Here is an 18,930-nt window from a genome sequence, read left to right on the forward strand (position 1 = left end):
GTTATAAATAACTTTAAAAGCCGTTGCTCGTAGCTCGACGTCACAAAAAGCGTGACTTGTTTGTTGCTCGATAAAAGCCTTCTTTTTTAGTGCTGATCTGTATTTGAGTGATGAGCTCTGTAAGAAAGTTGTTGCACAGCTTGGGTGCAGGGCGATAATTCTGAGCAACCACAACGAGCGGCGGCTTTTTCTAGCAAGTGAAAGCGAAGCTTTCCGTCTAACCACTAGCAGGCGCGAAGCGCCGTTCTAACTGGTCGTTGGATCCAGCTCTTTCAGGTGGGCGAGGAATAGCGTAAAGATATCTGACTGGGTTGAGGTGTTGAGCCGGGTATGAATATTCTTACGGTGTACTTTTACCGTTCCCAGGCTGATGTCCAGCATATTGGCGATCGCCTTTGATGAGTGTCCCTGCAGGATCAGACCAGCAATCTGCTGCTCACGGGGGGTGAGAACGCCGCTGCCAAAGGTGCTGATCGCCTGATTCATTGCGCCCTCGGATTTTTCATATTTTACGAATTCCTGTGATTGTGACCACCAGAACTGACGAATCAGTGATTTGATCACCGGATAAATAGTATTCAAACGGTTTAATTCGGGCCGGGTGATGGTGCCCCGGCTGGTTCTGCGCCCGAGTGAGATAGCACAGCTGACCTTAGGGTCGAGCTCAATGACCAGATTGATCTCATCAATCAGATCAAACTCTTTGTAGCAGCTCTGGTAGTACTTGGTGGTTTCAAAGCTGTCGGGTGCGATGTCGATCAGTCGGCTGACGCCTTCTCCAAGGGTACCACTGCGGATCGCATTAAACAGTGGGTCGAGAATGTAGGCCCGGTTGATATAGTTATGCAGTGTCAGGCTTTGCTCTGCAGGGTTGGTGGGGTGAAGAATTAAGGGTTTAAGTGACTTTCTGAAAGTCACTACCAGCATCGTGTCGAAATGGCACTGTGTGGCGAGAAATTTTTCCAGCATACCGCCAAAACTAGGCAGGCGTATGGTGTCGATAACAGCAGCAAGTTCCTTTTGCCAGTTTTCAGATGCGTTGTGCTGTGCACTTATACTTTGCATAGCCAGGCTCCTGCGCTGGTCGTTAAAACGGATTAAAAAGATCCGGCTGCATCTGTCAGTTAAGCTGAACTTATGACAGATGACGGGACCAATACCGGTAATACCGATCCACTGCAGCCGGATAAGGGGGTCAGGGTGTTCTGCCACTGACCTTTGCCTGTATAACGATAGTGAAAGTATTACACAGGTAAAATGGGTGTTGATTAGCTGACTGACTTAAGTGTCAGGTCAAAGCACAGACGGACTTTTTCACACAGCTCATCCACTTCTGCATGGCTGATAACCAGTGGTGGAGACAGTACCATACGGCTGCCTACTGCACGCATAATCAGGCCGTTGTTAAAGCAGTGGTCACGGCAGATCAGCCCGATATTGATATCGTCTCCAAAAAACTCTTTAGTCTCTCTGTCTTTTACCAGAGCGATGCCTGCAACCAGTCCAGTGCCTTCGATATGGCCAGCCAATGGCTGGTCTGCCAGTGTTTCACGCAGTTTGCGCTGGAAGTAAGGTCCGATATCATTGGCTACATACTCAACGATATTTTCTTTTTTCATCAGCTGGATGTTAGCGATCGCAACCGCAGCCGCAACGGGATGACCTGAGTAGGTGAAACCGTGGTTGAAGTCATCGTCGTGTTCAATAAAAGCGTTGGCGATGCGATCACCCACGGCAACTGCCGCAATCGGCAGATAACCGGAAGACAGTCCTTTAGCCATCGACATAATGTCAGGTTTAAAGCCCAGGGTTTCACAGCCAAACCAGCTGCCCGTGCGGCCAAAGCCGCAGATGACTTCATCGGCTGCCAGCAGAATATCGTATTTATCACAGACCTTCTGAATTTCTGTCCAGTAGTTCGCTGGAGGAACAATGACGCCCCCGGCGCCCTGAATCGGTTCGCCGACGAAAGCAGCAACATTATCAGGACCGACTTCAAGAATTTTATCTTCCAGGGCTTTGGCGCAGGCGATGCCGAACTCCTCTTCGGTCATATCCCCGGCTTCGCCATACCAGTAGGGCTGGCGTATCCGCTCAATATTAGGTACCAGAGGGCCGCCTTGTTTATGCATACCGCTCATGCCACCAAGGCTGGTACCGCCGATGGTGCTGCCGTGGTAAGCATTTTCACGGGCAATAATGATGTTGCGGTAAGGCTTACCTTTGATAGACCAGTACTGGCGTACCATCCGGATAATAGTATCGATCGCTTCTGAGCCTGAGTTGGCAAAGAAGATATGATTCAGGTCGCCCGGGGTCACGCTGGCGATCTCTTTGGCAAGTTCAGCAACAGGTGCATGGGTGGTCTGGAAGAAGGTGTTGTAATACGCCAGTTGCTTCATCTGACTGTTGGCTGCTTCAATTAGTTCGGAGCGGCCATAGCCCATATTGACACACCACAGGCCAGCCATACCGTCGAGAATCTTATTGCCTTCACTGTCCCACAGGTATACCCCTTCAGCGTGGGTAATCACCCGTGCTCCCTTCTTGTTCAGTGCACCGGTGTTGGTAAAGGGATGCATATGGTGTGCGGCATCGATGGTCTGTAGGTCCGCTGTGTTTACTGAAGTGCTGTTATTTTCGAGCATTGACTCTCTCCCAACCTGTCACCGGATGTGAACAGTCTGCCGGTGAATAAATAAAACGATCAAAAGATTTGAAGCTAGCAGGATCAAATCTAATTTTGTGATCACTATTTTGTGATCACAAAAAGATAAAGTCAACAAAAAAGCCGCAAAAGTTTTTAGCTCTCTTCAGCGGCTTTTAAGGGGCGAATCTGTTTATGAGTAAAGAAACAGGTGGCTTTAAAACTCAGTGGCCTGAGTTTTCAATAAAGGTATGCAGCATCTCCGGGGTTCCGGCAAACGCAATCCCTTCGCGGATATCGGCAGCGATAGCCATCTGCAGGGCATAGGCATCTCTTCGTTCGATAGCGGACATCGCTTCATTGTGCCGGTCTACCAGATAGTGTTCCTCCAGCTCGCTGGTGGCCATTCGCATGAAGGGGCCCAGCTGCAGCCACAGGCTTTCAATCAGTGGCAGGGTTACCTGATGCGGATTGGCGGTATAGAGGGAGCGGTGAAAGTTCTGGTTGAGAATGCTGATCTGACTGAGGTTGTCTTCCTCCTGTGCCTGATCGATCAGGCTGTCCAGTGAACGAAGCTGTTCCAGTCGGTCATTATCGATATAGGGTAGTGCCCGGGCGGCCGCATGAGACTCAATGGCGATCCGGGCTTCACAGAGTTCATTGAACTTCATTGCTGTCATTTTTGGCACCATTACTCTGCGGTTGCCCTGAATTTCCAGTGCATTTTCGGCCGCCAGTTGTCGCAGGGCTTCCCGGACAGGCATAGGGCTGACATCAAGAATGCCGGCCAGTTCACGAATGGTAAGTACCCTTCCGGGGAGGATCTCACCGTACATCACTGCGTTGCGCAGAGTCTGGTATACCCATTGGGTGATAGTTACAGACTCATCACGTTCAGTTAATGTTATTTTTATCGGAGATTTCTTGTCCATAATCAACGTTGGTTCTGGCCTTGTTCTCTTGGGAACCTCTTAGCAGGTTCTCTTATTAGTAATGCGATCATTAAATAGGTTACATGACATTTTTAACAGATGTCGATATTGACCGCCACAAAAAAATGTGATCACATTACTTTATTCTTTGTGATCACAAAAGCATGTAGGTTAAGCTAAACTGATTGCAACAGTATGTTGTGACCCGCCAGCGTGTGGGGATGAAAGATTTCGAGTGAGAATCTTATGATGTTTAAGAAAGAGAAAGATAAAGAGTTTGATCTGTTTATAGCTGACCTGAATGGTAATTTGCGGGGTAAGCGGCTGCCGGCGAGTGCAGCGGTTAAGGTTTTTGAAGAGGGCGTTAAATTGCCGCGCTCAGTGCTTGGTTTCGATTTCTGGGGAGACGATGTGCTGGACAATGGCCTGGTGTTTGAAACGGGCGATATGGATGGTATCTGTATGCCTGTAGGGGACCGGCCGATCCCCGTTCCCTGGGCTGAGGAACCAAGAGATCAGATTCTGGCAATGATGTCCAACCCTGATGGGACGCCGTTTGGTTGTGACCCCCGCCAGGTACTGGCCGGTGTTGTGAAACGTTTTAAAGCGATCGGTCTGACCCCGGTGATGGCGACCGAGCTGGAGTTCTATCTTATGGATGGCGAGTCTGAAGAGACTCAGCGTCCAAAGCCTCCTATCTTATCCGAAGGACATGGGCGCCGTCTGAGTGAAACCGACTGTTACTCAATCGATGAGATGGATGGTCTTTCGGCGTTCTTTGCTGAGGTGCGTGAGGTTTGTGAGATTCAGGGCGTTCCGGCGGATACTATTATTTCTGAATTAGGGCCCGGCCAGTTTGAGATCAACCTGTTGCATGTGAATGACCCGCTGATGGCGGGAGATCAGGCGATTATGTTTAAACGTCTGATCAAAGGGATCTCCCGTAAACATGGCTACTCTGCCACCTTTATGGCCAAGCCTTATTCGGATAAGAGTGGCAATGGCTTCCATGTTCATTTCAGTCTGCTGGATGAGGCGGGCAATAATGTTTTTGATGATGGTGGCGAAGACGGTACTGATGTGCTGAAGAATGCGGTTGCAGGTCTGATGCATACCATGTCTGACAGCATGCTGGTCTTTGCACCACATATGAATTCCTATCGCCGTTTCATGGCGGGCGCCCATGCACCGACGATTGCCACCTGGGGCTATGAGAACCGCACCGTGGCGATCAGAATTCCGGAAAGCCCCTGTGAGGCACGTCGGATCGAACACCGGGTGTCCGGCGCTGATGCAAACCCCTATCTGGTGTTAGCCGCCATTCTGGCTGGAGCGTTATACGGTATTGAGAATAAGCTGATGCCACCGGCTCCCATTGAAGGTGATGCTTATGCTGACGGAGATCAGGAGATGATTCTGCCAAATAAGTGGGATATCGCTACCGATCTTTTTGCCGAAAGTGATGTGCTGAAGGAGTATCTTGGTGAGGAGTTTGTCAGGGTATTTGCTGCAGCGAAGCGTCAGGAGCAACGGAAACTTAACGAGCAGATCTCTGATATTGAGTATGAATCTTACTTGGGATTGCTTTAACTTATTGATATTTATTTATTATTTTCTAATACCTACTGGAGGGTATATAGCTGACAGGGAGGTTGCAGTACATTTTTACTAGTTGCAGAAAATACTGCGACAGTTTGAGAAGCTTGAGCGCCGCCTTACTGATCAGAGGGGCGGCCATGACAATAACAACAAAAAGATGTGGCTCTGATGAACGCCGCTTTGCGGCATCTAAAGAGTTAATGCTAATAGATGGGTCAGCACATGCTGCGACATCTGAAGCACCAGAGATGGAGTAATACAATGAATCCGAAGAAGCTTGGTCTTGCAGTAGTAATGGCTGCGTCCGTTTCCACTACTGTAATGGCTGAAGAGCAGGTTGTGAATTTTTACAACTGGTCCGATTACATCAGCCCTGAGATCCTTGAGAACTTCACCAGAGATACCGGGATCAAGGTTAACTATGACGTTTATGACTCGAATGAGGTGCTTGAAGCGAAGCTGATGTCTGGCGGCGCCGGCTATGACGTCGTTGTGCCAACCGGTTCTTTCCTTGAACGTCAGGTACAGGCCGGAATCTACACTGAGCTTGATCGCAGTAAGCTGACCAATTACGGTAACCTTGATGCGGCAATACTCGAGAAAATTGCCCGTCATGATCCTGGTAATAAGCACAATGTTCCTTATGCCTGGGGAACGATCGGTATCGGCTATAACGTTGATATGATCAAAGAGCGGCTGGGCGATATGCCTGTTGATACACTGGATCTGGTGTTTAAACCTGAGATAGCGGCCAAACTGAATGATTGTGGTATCTCCCTGCTTGATTCTCCTGCTGAGATCGTAGCAATCGCGCTCAACTATCTGGGGCTTGATCCAAACTCTGAGGATAAAGCAGATCTGAAAAAAGCAGGAGATCTGCTGAAGTCTGCTCGTGACAATTATCGTAAATTCTCCTCTTCTGCGTATATTTCTGACCTGGCCAATGGTGATATCTGTGTGTCCCTGGGTTACAACGGTGATGTGTTGCAGGCTCAGGGTCGTGCTGAAGAAGCGGGACAGGGGGTGAACATCGGCTATGTCATTCCGAAAGAGGGTACGTTGGCATGGTTTGATCTGATGGCGATTCCAGTTGATGCGCCTCATAAAGATGCGGCTTATAAGCTGGTAGATTATATCCTCAGAGGAGACAGCGGCGCAGCGGTCTCTAACTATGCCTACTATGCGGTAGCCAATAAGGCGGCAGAGCCAATGGTTCTGGAAGAGGTATTAAATAATCCCGGTATCTATCCCACAGACGAGGTGAAGGCTAATCTGTTTCCTCAGAATGCACATAGCGCCAAGTTTGACCGGTTGCTGACCCGCACCTGGACTCAGATTAAAACTGGTCGGTAAGTCTGCCCCTGGCAGAGGCGAGCCTCTGCCAGAGAGATATCGCTTTCAGGTAGTGGGATTAACGGCTAACGAGATAGCTGCCACACTGAAGGCTTCATAAATAACTCTCTGAGCTCCCGACAGAGTTCAGTATATGAATATGGTATAGGGTGTAGTATGACTTCAACAGTAACAATTGAGCCGCAGTCTGATAGTGTACCTGCGGCATCTCCTCAGACTTCCAAAATGCCTCTTTGGAAGCAGGAGGGGGCAAAACCTTTTTTGCGGATAGAAAATGTCACCAAAAAATTCGGTGAATTTACCGCTGTCGATAATATCTCACTGGATATATATAAAAACGAGCTGTTCTGTCTTCTGGGTGGTTCCGGTTCGGGTAAGAGCACCCTGTTGCGAATGCTGGCTGGCTTTGAGTCGCCAACAAGTGGTCGGATTATCATTGATGGAGTTGATATGGCGGGTATTCAGCCATGGAAACGTCCGGTGAATATGATGTTTCAGTCCTATGCCCTGTTTCCACACCTGTCGGTTGAAGAAAATGTTGCCTTCGGTCTGAAGCGTGAAGGGCTGGATCGCTCAGAGGTTAAGCAGCGTGTTGCAGAGATGCTGGAGATGGTGCAGCTGGGGCATCTGGGTAAGCGTAAGCCAGATCAGCTTTCAGGTGGACAGCGGCAGCGTGTGGCGCTGGCCCGCTCTCTGGTTAAACGGCCTAAGCTGTTGCTGCTGGATGAGCCGTTGGGGGCGCTGGACAAGAAGTTACGCGAGGAAACGCAGTTTGAGCTGATCAATATTCAGGAAGAGCTGGGGGTAACTTTTGTCGTGGTAACCCATGATCAGGAAGAGGCGATGACACTGGCGAGCCGGATCGGTGTTATGAATCATGGTGTGATTGTGCAGACAGCGGAGCCCCATGATGTTTACGAATACCCCAATAGTCGCTTTGTTGCTGAATTTATCGGTTCGGTCAATCTGTTTGAAGGGCGGGTAATTGAGGATCTGCCTGACTCTGTCCGTATCGATTCTAAAGATGCGGGTGCGGTATTGTTTGTTAACCATGGTATCAGCTGTGCGCCGAACCAGAAGGTGCATGTCGCGTTGCGTCCGGAAAAAACTCAGATCAGCAAAGAGAAACCGGAAGGTCAGCAGAACTGCATCAAGGGCATCATCGAAGAGACCGCGTATATGGGCAGCCTGTCGGTTTATCGGGTGCGCCTGGCCAGTGGTATGGAGGTGCGTGTCACCCAGCCGAACACCACCCGGGATCTGGGTGCGAGGCTGACCTGGAACGATGAAGTTTATCTTTACTGGGATGAAGACAGCAGCGTGGTATTGACATCATGAGTACTCAGACCGGTTCTGCCTGGGTGGAGGGCTCCGGTTCACGCCTGGCAAAGTACAATATTTTTAAGCGGTTAAACTGGGGGCGCTTTTCTGTTATCGCAGTACCTATGCTCTGGCTGGCCGTATTTTTCTTTATCCCCTTTTTGGTGGTGTTTAAAATCTCACTGTCGGAAACAGCCATTGCGGTGCCGCCCTATACGGCATTGTTAGACTGGAATCTGGATGAAGCATTTATCAATTTGAAGTTGAATCTGGGGAACTATCTGTTCCTGTTTGAAGATTCGTTTTATATCGATGCTTACCTTAGCTCGATAAAAATTGCAGCGATCTCGACTGTTCTGACGTTGCTGATAGCGTTTCCCATTGCCTATATGATCGCCCGCAGTAAACCAACAACCCGGGCGTTGCTACTGTCGTTGGTGATTCTGCCCTTCTGGACCTCTTTCCTGTTGCGGGTGTATGCCTGGATGGGGTTTCTTAAAAAGAATGGTCTGATCAATGAGTTTTTGCTCAGTACCGGTATTATTGATCAGCCTCTGATCATGTTGCAGACCGATTTTGCCGTCTATATCGGCATTGTTTATACATACCTGCCTTTTATGGTGCTGCCTCTCTACAGCGCGCTGGAAAAGATGGATATCACGCTACTGGAGGCGGCTGAAGATCTGGGTTCAAAACCGGCCACCAGCTTCTTTCTGATCACCGTACCGATGGCGATGCCTGGCATTATCGCTGGTTGTATGCTGGTGTTTATTCCCGCGGTTGGTGAGTTTGTTATCCCGGCGTTGCTCGGTGGTTCGGATACGCTGATGATCGGACGGGTATTGTGGGATGAGTTTTTCCTCAATCGGGACTGGCCGATGGCGTCAGCGGTTGCGGTTGTGATGCTGATTGTACTGGTGTTGCCGATCATGATGATCCGCAACAGTCAGGGTAAAGAGGAGGCGGTCTGATGAAGCGTAGATCACTGTTTTTAAATACGACCGCAACCATGGGGTTTATCTTTCTGTATGCGCCGATGATCGCGCTGGTGGTATACAGTTTTAATAAATCCAAGCTGGTAACGGTGTGGGGTGGCTGGTCGCTGAAGTGGTATGGCGAGCTGTTCCGTAACGATCAGATTATCGATGCGGCCCTGCTGAGTTTTAAGATCGCCTTTATCAGCGCCAGTGTGGCGGTGGTGCTGGGAACTATGGCGGGATTTGTGCTGAGTCGTTTCAGACGTTTTCGTGGCAAGATGCTATTAGCGGGCTGGGTCAGTGCGCCACTGGTGATGCCTGAGGTAATAACTGGTCTGTCACTGCTGTTGCTGTTTGTGGCGATGGAAGGCGCGTTTGGCTGGCCTGCAGGACGTGGTACCAGCACTATCATCATCGCCCATGTCACCTTCTGTATGGCCTATGTAGCGGTAATTGTACAATCGCGTCTGTCCCAGTTGGATGAAACTCTGGAAGAGGCAGCCATGGATCTGGGTGCAAAACCTTCATCGCTGTTCTTTCTGGTGACGTTGCCGCTGATTATGCCTGCGGTGATCTCCGGCTGGTTGTTGTCTTTTACCATGTCGCTGGACGATCTGGTTATCGCCAGTTTCGTCTCTGGTCCGGGTAACAGTACGCTGCCGATGGTGATCTTCTCCAAAGTGCGTCTGGGTGTATCCCCCGAAGTTAACGCACTGGCTACACTGATGATTGCCGTGGTGGCGATCGGAGTGACAGCTGCGATGTATCAGATGCGACGGCAGGCGAAACTGCTGGAGAAGCAGGGGTAGGGTAGTTCCGGGCTTTATGTCAGCGCCCACTCTGAGTGGGCGCTTTGGTTTTTAGGGTGAGTAAGCGATTATGAAAATAGGTATTCTGGCAACCGGTATTACACCGGATGAGCTACTGGGCCAGTATGGCTCTTATGCGGATATGTTTGAGCAGTTGTTTGCACTGGTCAATGCTGACTTTACATACGATGTATTTGATGTGCGCGATGGGGTTTTTCCTGATAGCGCTGAACAGTGTGATGGCTGGGTGATTACCGGGTCAAAGTTCAACGTCGATGAGAATCGCGACTGGATGCAAAAGCTGAAAAAGCTGATTCTGGAGATCGATGCCTGCAAGCGACCTTTGCTGGGGATCTGTTTTGGCCACCAGATTATCGCTGAAGCCTTTGGCGGAAAAGTTGAGGCCTATCAGGGTGGCTGGGGTGTTGGACTACACCGTTATCAGCTGCTTGGCGACAACGGGTTTATAAAGGATGGTGCTGAACCGTTCTCGATCAGTGCGATGCATCGTTATCAGGTGACTGAAAAACCGGAAAATGCCCGGACTTTTGCTCAGTCTGATTTCTGTAAATATGCGGGGCTGGTGTATGGCGACAATATCCTGACTGTGCAGGCGCATCCTGAATTCAATCTGCAGTTTGAAACGGACCTGGTGACGATACGTAAGGGGGCAGTGATCCCGGATGATATTGCCAATGCCGGACTGGCACAGTTGCAGGCAAGTGATGCGGCAACAGATTCAGCGCGTGTTGCACGCTGGATGGTGGATTTTATCACTGCTTCCTAAGCTGTGGATTCTTATTTGAACCGCTGTCTACAGCGGTTTTTTTGTATCGGGAGGGCGTAGAAGTGAAGATAGGTATTCTCGCTGCAGGTACCAGTAGTAGTGCTTTACAGGAACAGTTCGGTTCATTTGCGCTGATGACTGAACGCATGCTATCGGACGCTCAGTTCAGCTTTAAGTGCTGGGATGTTCGACTGGGTGAGTTTCCGCAGGCCGTGAATGAATGTGATGGCTGGATTATTACCGGTTCTCCCTGCAGTGCCTATGAGTCGCTGGAATGGATCGCTGATCTTGAATCGCTGATCCGGGCCATTGATCAGGCTGAAGTGCCACTGATCGGTATCTGTTTTGGACATCAGCTAATCGCTCAGGCGCTGGGCGGTGTGGTGGTTAAGGCTGATGCCGGTTGGGGAGTGGGCGTAGATAGTTATCAGCCATCTGCAGCCGGTCAGGCGGTGTTAGGTAGCGAACCAGTGCGTTTGCACATTATCCATCAGGACCAGGTTATACAGTTGCCAGCGCGGGCTGAGATACTGGCCGCGTCTGCCTTTTGTCAGTATGGGGTACTGCGTTATGGTTCCCATATTTTTACCGTGCAGGCACATCCGGAGTTTAGTCGTGAATATATGCTATGCGAGCTGCCTGCCATTGTGCCGGAGTATCTGACTGCTACTGATGCTGAGAAAGGGCTGAAATCACTTGAGCATTATGAGGCTGATTCAGCGCCGGTGGTTGATGCGATCATCCGTGTATTGATGGGCAAGTCGCTGTAATACTCAGGTGATCTGGTGCTGCTGTCTGAACCTTTCCCAGCTATGACTGATCTCCTCTGTCTGTTGACGCAGCCAGGTTTCGAAACGTTGTATTTTAGGGCGTCTGAAGTGATGTTCAGGGGCAACCAGGTAGTAGTCAAAACTGCTTGGCAGATAGATTGGAAGCGGACAGATCAGCTGTCCGCGTTCGATCATCTCATATACCAGGCTGAAACGGGCGGCGGCGATTCCCTGTCCACTTAGCAGTGCTTCCACCAGAATATTGGAGTCGGTGACCTGTAAGCGTGAGCTTGTCAGCGTCTCGGGCAGACCGAGTGCTGTTCTGAGCAGTGGCCAGAGATCTTTCATGTCGGGAGCGTCATCCGTTAGCAGAGGGAGTTCCCCGAGTTGTTGCCGGGCCGGGCGATCTTTATTGATCAGCGATGGATGGCAAACCGGTATCATATAGTCCCGCATCAGTAATCGACTGCTCAGGCCGGGATAGACTCCCTTACCAAACCGGATCGCCAGATCAAGCTGGTTATCATCAAAGCTGTCCAGTCTGATGCCAGGGGAGATGTGGATATTCAGATGTTCCTCCTGCGCCTGAAAGTCACCTAGTCTGGGCACCAGCCAGCGGCTGGCAAACGAGGGCAGGGTGCTGAGTATTAAACGCTGGGGGTGCGGGTCATCATTTAACTGGTTAACACCCTGTTCCAGGCTGGCAAACGCTTTGCTGACATAGGGGAGCAGTTGTCGCCCCTCCGAGGTGAGTTCAATCTCCCGTGTCAGACGATGAAAGAGTGTTACCCCCAGCTGTTGTTCCAGTGTTTTGATCTGCTGGCTGATTGCGGCCTGGCTGACATAGAGCTGTTCGGCGGCGAGTTTAAAGCTTTGCATCTCCGCAGCGTGTCGAAAGGCTTGTAGTGCTTTAAGTGAGGGCAGGCGGGTCATGATCGTTTCTATACTGGCTTATGCATAAGATAAACTTAATTGTAGAGTGTTAAAACTCGTTTGTCGTCAGCGAAGTAAATCTTGATTATGGCTGTATAACTTAGCTATTGGAGAGATTTGCTATGAAGTCGGTAGTGTTAAATCAGATAGGTGCGAAACGCGATAGTAAAGAAAGACTTGATTATTTAGCGGTCTGGCAGCGTTGGTTGCAGCGTTATCGTAGCCGTCGGCTGTTGCTTCAGCTGGATAGAGAGCAGCTTAAAGATATTGGTGTTACACGGGAGGAGGCGCTTGAGGAGGCGGGTAAACCTTTCTGGCGATGATGTTCAACAGCTGGCAACTGAGTAAATCAGTATATAGCAGGCATAAAAAAGCCTGATCGTAATCAGGCTTTCTTTTGCTAGCAACAGATCAGAGATCTGTTAGCTGGCACGGTCTCAGATAGCAACGATGTTTTCTGCTTGTGGACCGCGCTGACCCTGAGTTACAGAGAACTGTACCTGCTGGCCTTCTTCAAGAGTTTTGAAGCCGTTGCTCTGGATTGCACTGAAGTGTGCGAATACGTCAGGGCCGTTTTCCTGCTCGATGAAACCGAAGCCTTTGTCAGCGTTAAACCATTTAACAGTACCGGTTACAGTAGCCATGTTAGTTGTCCTATTTTATAAATAATGTTTTGCCATCAGAGATGGCGGATGATGCAGGAATTTTTACTATACATTATGGAAACAGGACGAGAAGCTGAAACAGGATCTTCGAAATGATGCATAAAAATACGGTGAATCTTCAAGCAGGTATTAATATATACACTTATATTTTTAATATCAACACATTAATTGGTTATATTCAGTTTTATATGGATTCTGAAACCTCTGGGGATGATGCTTCAACCTGATTGCGGGACCTGGATTTAGCCCGGTAGAGCGCCTGATCAGTGCGCTTAAACAGAGTGGCAGGAGACTCATGGCTGATATATTCAGCGACGCCAAAACTGGCGGTTACCTTCAGCTCAATCCCCTCGAGTGTTGTTAAGGCGGTTTCAATCTGCATACGCATCTTTTCGGCCACTGCGCAGGCATTCTTCTGGCTGCAGTTAGGCAGGATGATAAAGAACTCGTCACCGCCCCAGCGGCAGAGAGTGTCGGCCTTGCGCAGGCTATCGGTGAGTATTCTGGCGACTTGATTCAGAATTTTATCTCCCAGCAGGTGGCCATAGGTATCATTGAACAGTTTAAAGTGATCAATATCCACCAGAATAGTGGACACCGGATGCCGGTGACGGTCGGCAAGCCTGAGAATCTGCTGATAGACTAACTCAAAGGCGTGACGGCTGGCGGTGCCCGTCAGAGGATCGGTATTGGCCATCACTTCTAAACGGCGCTGATAGCCACCCAAAGTAAAGTGTTGCAGGAGCAATACCACCACTATAACCACCAGACTGATGAGAAGGTTGATCCAAAGGGTTGCGGTGATCTGTGATGAGCTGTGTTCGGTATGTTCAACGATAAGATACCAATCCAGTTCAGGCACAAAACGGGTTTTTATCAGGTATTGCTGGTCATTATGGCTATAGCTGTATGAGCCTCCGGGAGAGGATAGTATCAATGGGGCTATATCGCCAAGTCCACTAAGGTTATGAATATCATCAGCGCCTTTGAACTGGCTGCCCTGCAGGGTAACTTTGCCCTGCCGGTCAATGAAATAGATCTGTCGGCCGTAACGGTTTTGATAAACCTCGATCAACTCTCTGATCTTTTGCGAGGCCAGACCGACACCGATAATCCCCAGAAACCGTCCCTGCGCATCGTTGACCTTATGGTTGACGAACAGGGTTGTGGTGAAACCATCGGCGGTATCCTGATCAAGGTTGATATCGAACTGCGCAGGCGTTTTGCGGCTGGTGAAATACCAGTCATCGGCCGGGTCCGATGCCGATACCTGCTTAATGATCCCGGAGCTGTGGTAATAGTTGGTGGTTTGTTCGGAAACAAAAAAGGCAGTGAAGGCGTTATAGCGCGTCTGGATCGATTTAAGGTAGCGTTGCATCTGTTCAGGATAGTGCTCGCCGTTCTCAATCCAGTCATGCACAAAGGTGTCCTGCGCCATCAGCGATGAAACCAGCACGGGTTGTAACAGGTCTCGCTGTACCTCTGAGTAAACGGTGTCACTGGTCAGCGGCAGGGTGTTGGTTTTGATATGCTGATTCAGCGAGTTATTGGCAACAAAATAGCTGATAAAACTGATGGTAGCGAAGGCAATGCTTAGCAACAGGCTGCTAATCAGGATAAAAGAGGGTTTACGTAACGTTATCGGCTTCATCGTGTCTTGATCTGTCGGATAGTGGAGTTGTTGGCCGACAGCCGAAATCATCCCTGGTGTCGAAGACTATATCTTAACAGATTTGCGTTGCACTCTTCAGCTAATCTCGTTGTTAACTGGTGATAGGGTTTCATTGCCGGATAGGCAGTTATTTTTGCAGGTGGCAGACTGGCAGTTAGGGGGATGATGTCAGACGCTGAAATAAAAAAAACGCCCGAAGGGGCGTTAATATGGAGTAAAACGCTTTAGTCGATATTTTCTAGTTGCCGGTTTTGATATCAGACCAGGTACGGCTGCGTATGCGGGCAACATTTGCCGGAAGTGTCGCTGGCATATACAGGCGGGTGCGGGTTTCAGCATCGGGGTAGATTGAGGTATCAGAGGTTATTTCAGGGTCAACCAGGTCAGTCGATGCGCTGTTAGGATTGGCATACCAGACGTAGTTGGTAATCTCTGCAATGATCTCTGGTCGCAACAGAAAGTTGATAAACTTGTGTGCGTTCTCAGCGTGTTTGGCGTCTGATGGGATCAGCAACATATCAAACCAGATCTCAGTGCCCTCTTTCGGAATGCTATAGCCAATTTCGATACCATTACCCGCTTCTTCTGCACGGGCCTGCGATTGAAACACATCGCCAGAATAGCCGATCGCGACACAGGTATCGCCGTTGGCCAGATCATTAACATACTGAGACGAGTTGAACTGACGCAGATAGGGGCGCACTGCTTTCAGAGTCTGAGCTGCAGGGTTGTCTTTCTTATGAACCGCTTTGGACGTATCGGTGGACGACTGGCCTGTGTAAAGCAGTGCCAGAGGGTAGATCTCATCCGGTGAGTCGAGAAAAGTGACACCACACTCTGCGAGCTTTTTCATATTTTCCGGCTTGAATACCAGATCCCAGCTATCCACGGGGGCATCTTCCCCCAGCACTGCCTTCACCTGCTGAATGTTATAACCAATACCGGTGGTACCCCAGAGGTAGGGGACGCCATACTGGTTACCCGGATCTTTCTTATCCAGCAGTTTCATCAGTGATGGGTCAAGATTGCCGAGGTTGGTCAGCTTATCTTTCTGCAGCGGTTGAAAAATGCCCGCTTTGATCTGCTGTTCCATAAAGTGTGAGCTGGGCACCACCAGGTCATATCCGGAATTGCCTGCCAGCAGCTTAGCCTCGAGAGTCTCATTGCTGTCGTAGACGTCGTAAACCACTTTGATGCCGGTTTCCGCTTCAAATTTGGCCAGCGTATCTTCAGCAATATAGTCTGACCAGTTGTAAAAGTTCAGAACCTCCTCTGCCTGCGCAATGGAGGCCGAAGCTGCCAGGCTGAATGTAGATATCTGTAACGCTTTTCTGATCAGGGAAGGTAAAGTCTTTGTCATTACGTCGCGCCTCTCATCGGAGTTTACTGATTTTGTTTACAGTATATTCTGTGACTCCTTAACCCCGAATGACGCAGGTTAAGAAGTCACAGGCTGTAAGCATAATTTCTTGTTTTTTAAGTTTGTAAGCTTAGCTTTAAACAGTGAGTAACAGGTATTCACGCTCCCAGGAGCTGATGACTTCGTGGAAGGTTTCAAACTCTGCGCGTTTGACGCCCAGATAAGCTTCAACGAACTCCGTACCCATGATTTCACCCAGCTCGGGACACTCTTCCAGCAGGCCCAGTCCCTCACCAAGGGAGCGCGCAACCTCGACAGTTTCATCTTCATCAGCGGCCAGATCGGTAACCGGCTTGCTGGGCGTGCATCCCTGTTCAAGGCCCAGATATCCGCACGCCAGACTGGCGGCTATCGCCAGGTAGGGGTTGCAGTCAGAGCCTGGGAAACGGTTTTCGATTCGTGTCGCTGCCAGTGGTGCGATAGGTACCCGCAGGCCGGTGGTGCGATTATCGATGCCCCACTTAAAGTTAACCGGTGCTGCAATATCCGGTGCAAAACGGCGGTAGGAGTTCACATTGGGTGCATAGAATGAGATCGCTTGTGGCGTATATTTCTGCAATCCGCCCAGATAGTGATAGAACTTCTCAGAGAACTCATTTTCTTTATCACCGGCAAATATATTCTCACCGGTTTTAATATCGATCAGGCTCTGATGTATGTGCATCGCACTACCGGGTTCATGCTGCATCGGTTTGGCCATGAAGGTGGCATACATATTATGCTTCATGGCGGTTTCCCGCAGGGTGCGTTTGAACACAAATACCTGATCAGCCAGGTCCAGTGCATCACCGTGGAGGAAATTTATCTCCATCTGCGCAGCGCCTGATTCGTGGATCAGGGTATCAACATCAAGCCCCTGTGCTTCGCAGTAACTGTATAGGGTGTCGATCACCGGATTAAACTCGTTAACCGCATCAATCCCATAAGACTGGCGTGCTGTTTCTCTGCGACCGGAGCGGCCTGTGGCCGGTTTCAGTTCATAATCCGGATCGGTGTTTTTCTGAATCAGATAGAACTCGACTTCCGGAGCGATAACCGGACGCAACCCCTTTTTCTCGTAAAGCTTCAGAACCCTGCGAAGAACAGAACGGCTGGATAACGGGTGTAGTTGCCCATCGCTGGTGTAGCAATCGTTGATAACCTGTGCGGTGGGTTCGTCTGCCCAGGGAACTAATCGCAGTGTATTGGCGTCCGGCACAAGTACCATATCCCGGTCGGCCGGATCCACAATATCATAGTGGTTATCAGCCCATTCGCCTGTAACGGTTTGTACCAACAGCGTTTCAGGAATCTTACCTCCTTTTTCTGCCAGGTACTTTTTAGTGGGGTAAAACTTACCCCGGGCGTTGCCGGTCATGTCCGGCAGGGTCGATTCGACCTCGGTAATCCCGTTTTCTTTGAGAAACCTTTCCACGGCTTCCATAAATCACCTACTTGTAGAGTTAATCCGATTGCCTGCTATTCACTACTTACTATAGAAGTAATGGATCTGAGAGCAGCGTTTACTGTGAAACTGTTCAAATAATATGTCGGCTATGTGACCTTCTGATTGGTCTGTTGTGTGACATTAGTCGAAACATTATTCGGGTTTTAGGTTATTTCATGAATATTTAAAAATCAACACTAATTTTGTATTTGTTACCGTTTTTCGGGGTTGTTGTTCAATTAAATTAGAATTATTATTCGGTTTGTTGTGTGGTCTTGTCTTTTTTTATATCGGTTAATGTGGTTTTTTATGGAGACCCCGAACATGAGTCTTAACAATTTTCAGCCCTCCTATTATGTTGCTTCGGCCAATGACAGGCCTGATTATCCTGCGTTAATAGGGGAGCAACAGGCTGATATCTGTATTATCGGTGCCGGTTATACCGGCCTGTCAGCGGCACTGCACCTGGCAGAAAAGGGTTATTCCGTGATCCTGCTGGAGAGTGAAACAGTCGGGTGGGGCGCGTCTGGTCGAAATGGTGGACAGGTCTGCCCTGGTCATAACATGGGACATGCTGAGCTGATTAAGAAAGTGGGGCAAAGCGCTGCGGATTCTCTGTGGCAAAGCTCACTTGAGTCGGTGCAACTGGTTAAAGATCTGATCGAACAGCATCAGATCAGTTGTGATCTGAAGCAGGGAGTGATGCATGTCTCTGCAAAGCCGGGGCATGTTTCCGAAATGCGTGAGAGCGTTGAGTATAAGCAGCGGGTGCTGGGTTACGACAAGATCCGTTTCGTACCAGATAGTGAAGTGCAGGCGATGCTGGGTACGAATCGATATTTTGGGGGCGAATACTGGGAGGAAGGCGTTCACCTGCATCCGCTGAATTATGCCCTTGGGCTGGCATCTGCAGCGACCAAAGCCGGTGCGATTATCCATGAGCACAGCCGGGTGACCGGTTACACCACCGGAAAAGATGCAGAGGTACGCACTGACACAGGTGTTGTCAAAGCGAAGTATATTCTGTTGGCCTGTAACGGCTATCTGGGCAAACTTGAGCCTCGCATAGCCGGTAAAATTATGCCGATTAATAATTTTATTATCGCCACCGAACCGCTCAGCGAGGAACTGTGCCGCAAAATTAACCGGGATGATGTGGCAGTGGCTGATTCGCGCTTTGTGATCAACTATTTCAAACTGTCGGGAGACAACCGGTTGCTCTGGGGCGGGGGCGAGAACTACAGCAGCCGTTTTCCTAACGATATTCCGGCGTTTGTGCGTCCTTATATGCTGCAGTTCTACCCGGAGTTGAAGGATGTGAAGATCGACTATGGCTGGGGAGGAACCCTGGCCATTACCCTTAACCGAATGCCCCATTTCGACCGGATCGATGACAATCTCTTCGTGGCGCAGGGGTATTCCGGCCATGGTGTGGCGCTGGCAACGCTGGGTGGAAAACTGATGGCTGAAGCGATCAGTGGTTCTGTAGAGAGGTTTGATCTGTTTACCCGAGTGCCCACACCGACATTTCCGGGCGGAACGCTGCTGCGCTGGCCCGGCCTGGTGGCGGGCATGCTGTATTATTCGATGCGTGACCGTTTTCTCTGAGCTGATGTGTCA

17 protein-coding genes are annotated in these 18,930 nt (G+C 49.7%); 9 read left to right on the plus strand and 8 right to left on the minus strand.

Features of this window, described 5'->3' with window-relative positions:
* Positions 1-246: 246 nt before the first annotated feature.
* The 3 genes from BMY09_RS01490 to BMY09_RS01500 form a co-directional block, all read right to left on the minus strand.
* A complete protein-coding gene (locus BMY09_RS01490; RefSeq protein WP_091353896.1) occupies positions 247-1,065 on the minus strand; it encodes a response regulator transcription factor in 819 nt (272 codons plus the stop codon).
* A 203-nt stretch (positions 1,066-1,268) separates the two neighbouring features.
* Complete coding sequence (locus BMY09_RS01495) at positions 1,269-2,648, minus strand: aspartate aminotransferase family protein (protein ID WP_091352987.1); 1,380 nt, start codon at positions 2,646-2,648, stop codon at positions 1,269-1,271.
* Between the two features lie 223 nt (positions 2,649-2,871).
* Positions 2,872-3,579, minus strand: coding sequence for a GntR family transcriptional regulator (locus BMY09_RS01500; protein ID WP_091352989.1), 708 nt, complete (start codon positions 3,577-3,579; stop codon positions 2,872-2,874).
* A gap of 249 nt (positions 3,580-3,828) precedes the next feature.
* Here BMY09_RS01500 and BMY09_RS01505 point away from each other — a divergent pair, with 249 nt between their 5' ends.
* The 7 genes from BMY09_RS01505 to BMY09_RS01535 all read left to right on the plus strand — a co-directional run bounded on the left by BMY09_RS01505 (position 3,829) and on the right by BMY09_RS01535 (position 11,194).
* Positions 3,829-5,169, plus strand: a complete 1,341-nt coding sequence (locus BMY09_RS01505; RefSeq protein WP_091352992.1) for a glutamine synthetase family protein — start codon at positions 3,829-3,831, stop codon at positions 5,167-5,169.
* Between the two features lie 270 nt (positions 5,170-5,439).
* Complete coding sequence (locus BMY09_RS01510) at positions 5,440-6,531, plus strand: polyamine ABC transporter substrate-binding protein (RefSeq protein ID WP_091352995.1); 1,092 nt, start codon at positions 5,440-5,442, stop codon at positions 6,529-6,531.
* A gap of 156 nt (positions 6,532-6,687) precedes the next feature.
* Entirely contained in the window at positions 6,688-7,869 is a 1,182-nt protein-coding gene (locus BMY09_RS01515) for an ABC transporter ATP-binding protein (protein ID WP_091352997.1), read from the plus strand.
* Entirely contained in the window at positions 7,866-8,822 is a 957-nt protein-coding gene (locus tag BMY09_RS01520) for an ABC transporter permease subunit (RefSeq protein WP_091353000.1), read from the plus strand. Before BMY09_RS01515 ends, BMY09_RS01520 begins: the two co-directional genes overlap by 4 nt.
* Positions 8,822-9,637 carry an ABC transporter permease subunit gene (locus BMY09_RS01525; protein WP_091353003.1) on the plus strand — a complete coding sequence of 272 codons (816 nt, stop codon included), beginning with the start codon at positions 8,822-8,824 and terminating at the stop codon, positions 9,635-9,637. The genes BMY09_RS01520 and BMY09_RS01525 overlap by 1 nt, the downstream gene beginning before the upstream one ends.
* 70 nt (positions 9,638-9,707) lie before the next feature.
* A complete protein-coding gene (locus BMY09_RS01530; protein WP_091353005.1) occupies positions 9,708-10,424 on the plus strand; it encodes a glutamine amidotransferase-related protein in 717 nt (238 codons plus the stop codon).
* Positions 10,425-10,486: 62 nt separating this feature from the next.
* Complete coding sequence (locus BMY09_RS01535; RefSeq protein ID WP_139203117.1) at positions 10,487-11,194, plus strand: type 1 glutamine amidotransferase; 708 nt, start codon at positions 10,487-10,489, stop codon at positions 11,192-11,194.
* A 3-nt stretch (positions 11,195-11,197) separates the two neighbouring features.
* On the opposite strand, the gene BMY09_RS01540 is transcribed toward BMY09_RS01535, so the two are convergent.
* Positions 11,198-12,127, minus strand: coding sequence for a LysR substrate-binding domain-containing protein (locus tag BMY09_RS01540; RefSeq protein ID WP_091353011.1), 930 nt, complete (start codon positions 12,125-12,127; stop codon positions 11,198-11,200).
* A gap of 122 nt (positions 12,128-12,249) precedes the next feature.
* On the opposite strand from BMY09_RS01540, the gene BMY09_RS01545 reads away from it, so the two are divergent.
* On the plus strand, positions 12,250-12,450 hold the full coding sequence (locus tag BMY09_RS01545; protein WP_091353013.1) for a DUF1127 domain-containing protein: 201 nt from the start codon (positions 12,250-12,252) through the stop codon (positions 12,448-12,450).
* 114 nt (positions 12,451-12,564) lie between these two features.
* Here BMY09_RS01545 and cspE read toward each other — a convergent pair whose 3' ends face one another.
* The 4 genes from cspE to BMY09_RS01565 all read right to left on the minus strand — a co-directional run bounded on the left by cspE (position 12,565) and on the right by BMY09_RS01565 (position 17,307).
* On the minus strand, positions 12,565-12,771 hold the full coding sequence (gene cspE, locus BMY09_RS01550) for a transcription antiterminator/RNA stability regulator CspE (protein WP_091353016.1): 207 nt from the start codon (positions 12,769-12,771) through the stop codon (positions 12,565-12,567).
* A 205-nt stretch (positions 12,772-12,976) separates the two neighbouring features.
* The gene (locus BMY09_RS01555; protein ID WP_091353018.1) at positions 12,977-14,443 is read right to left on the minus strand and encodes a sensor domain-containing diguanylate cyclase; all 1,467 of its coding nucleotides are present in this window, start codon (positions 14,441-14,443) and stop codon (positions 12,977-12,979) included.
* Positions 14,444-14,702: 259 nt separating this feature from the next.
* Positions 14,703-15,824 carry a polyamine ABC transporter substrate-binding protein gene (locus BMY09_RS01560; RefSeq protein WP_091353021.1) on the minus strand — a complete coding sequence of 374 codons (1,122 nt, stop codon included), beginning with the start codon at positions 15,822-15,824 and terminating at the stop codon, positions 14,703-14,705.
* A gap of 136 nt (positions 15,825-15,960) precedes the next feature.
* Positions 15,961-17,307, minus strand: coding sequence for a glutamine synthetase family protein (locus BMY09_RS01565; protein WP_091353023.1), 1,347 nt, complete (start codon positions 17,305-17,307; stop codon positions 15,961-15,963).
* A gap of 327 nt (positions 17,308-17,634) precedes the next feature.
* Between BMY09_RS01565 and BMY09_RS01570 the strand changes: the two genes are divergently transcribed.
* Complete coding sequence (locus BMY09_RS01570; RefSeq protein ID WP_091353025.1) at positions 17,635-18,918, plus strand: NAD(P)/FAD-dependent oxidoreductase; 1,284 nt, start codon at positions 17,635-17,637, stop codon at positions 18,916-18,918.
* Positions 18,919-18,930 lie beyond the last annotated feature (12 nt).

Source organism: Amphritea atlantica, assembly GCF_900111095.1.
GTDB lineage: Bacteria > Pseudomonadota > Gammaproteobacteria > Pseudomonadales > Balneatricaceae > Amphritea > Amphritea atlantica.

Bases quoted from the DNA above. Each gene is read 5' to 3' on its own strand.
- BMY09_RS01495 (WP_091352987.1), bottom strand. From the start codon at position 2,648: ATGCTCGAAAATAACAGCACTTCAGTAAACACAGCGGACCTACAGACC.
- BMY09_RS01565 (WP_091353023.1), bottom strand. From the start codon at position 17,307: ATGGAAGCCGTGGAAAGGTTTCTCAAAGAAAACGGGATTACCGAGGTC.
- BMY09_RS01540 (WP_091353011.1), bottom strand. From the start codon at position 12,127: ATGACCCGCCTGCCCTCACTTAAAGCACTACAAGCCTTTCGACACGCT.
- BMY09_RS01515 (WP_091352997.1), top strand. From the start codon at position 6,688: ATGACTTCAACAGTAACAATTGAGCCGCAGTCTGATAGTGTACCTGCG.
- BMY09_RS01545 (WP_091353013.1), top strand. From the start codon at position 12,250: ATGAAGTCGGTAGTGTTAAATCAGATAGGTGCGAAACGCGATAGTAAA.
- BMY09_RS01490 (WP_091353896.1), bottom strand. From the start codon at position 1,065: ATGCAAAGTATAAGTGCACAGCACAACGCATCTGAAAACTGGCAAAAG.
- cspE (WP_091353016.1), bottom strand. From the start codon at position 12,771: ATGGCTACTGTAACCGGTACTGTTAAATGGTTTAACGCTGACAAAGGC.
- BMY09_RS01525 (WP_091353003.1), top strand. From the start codon at position 8,822: ATGAAGCGTAGATCACTGTTTTTAAATACGACCGCAACCATGGGGTTT.
- BMY09_RS01500 (WP_091352989.1), bottom strand. From the start codon at position 3,579: ATGGACAAGAAATCTCCGATAAAAATAACATTAACTGAACGTGATGAG.
- BMY09_RS01530 (WP_091353005.1), top strand. From the start codon at position 9,708: ATGAAAATAGGTATTCTGGCAACCGGTATTACACCGGATGAGCTACTG.
- BMY09_RS01555 (WP_091353018.1), bottom strand. From the start codon at position 14,443: ATGAAGCCGATAACGTTACGTAAACCCTCTTTTATCCTGATTAGCAGC.
- BMY09_RS01570 (WP_091353025.1), top strand. From the start codon at position 17,635: ATGAGTCTTAACAATTTTCAGCCCTCCTATTATGTTGCTTCGGCCAAT.
- BMY09_RS01560 (WP_091353021.1), bottom strand. From the start codon at position 15,824: ATGACAAAGACTTTACCTTCCCTGATCAGAAAAGCGTTACAGATATCT.
- BMY09_RS01520 (WP_091353000.1), top strand. From the start codon at position 7,866: ATGAGTACTCAGACCGGTTCTGCCTGGGTGGAGGGCTCCGGTTCACGC.
- BMY09_RS01510 (WP_091352995.1), top strand. From the start codon at position 5,440: ATGAATCCGAAGAAGCTTGGTCTTGCAGTAGTAATGGCTGCGTCCGTT.
- BMY09_RS01505 (WP_091352992.1), top strand. From the start codon at position 3,829: ATGTTTAAGAAAGAGAAAGATAAAGAGTTTGATCTGTTTATAGCTGAC.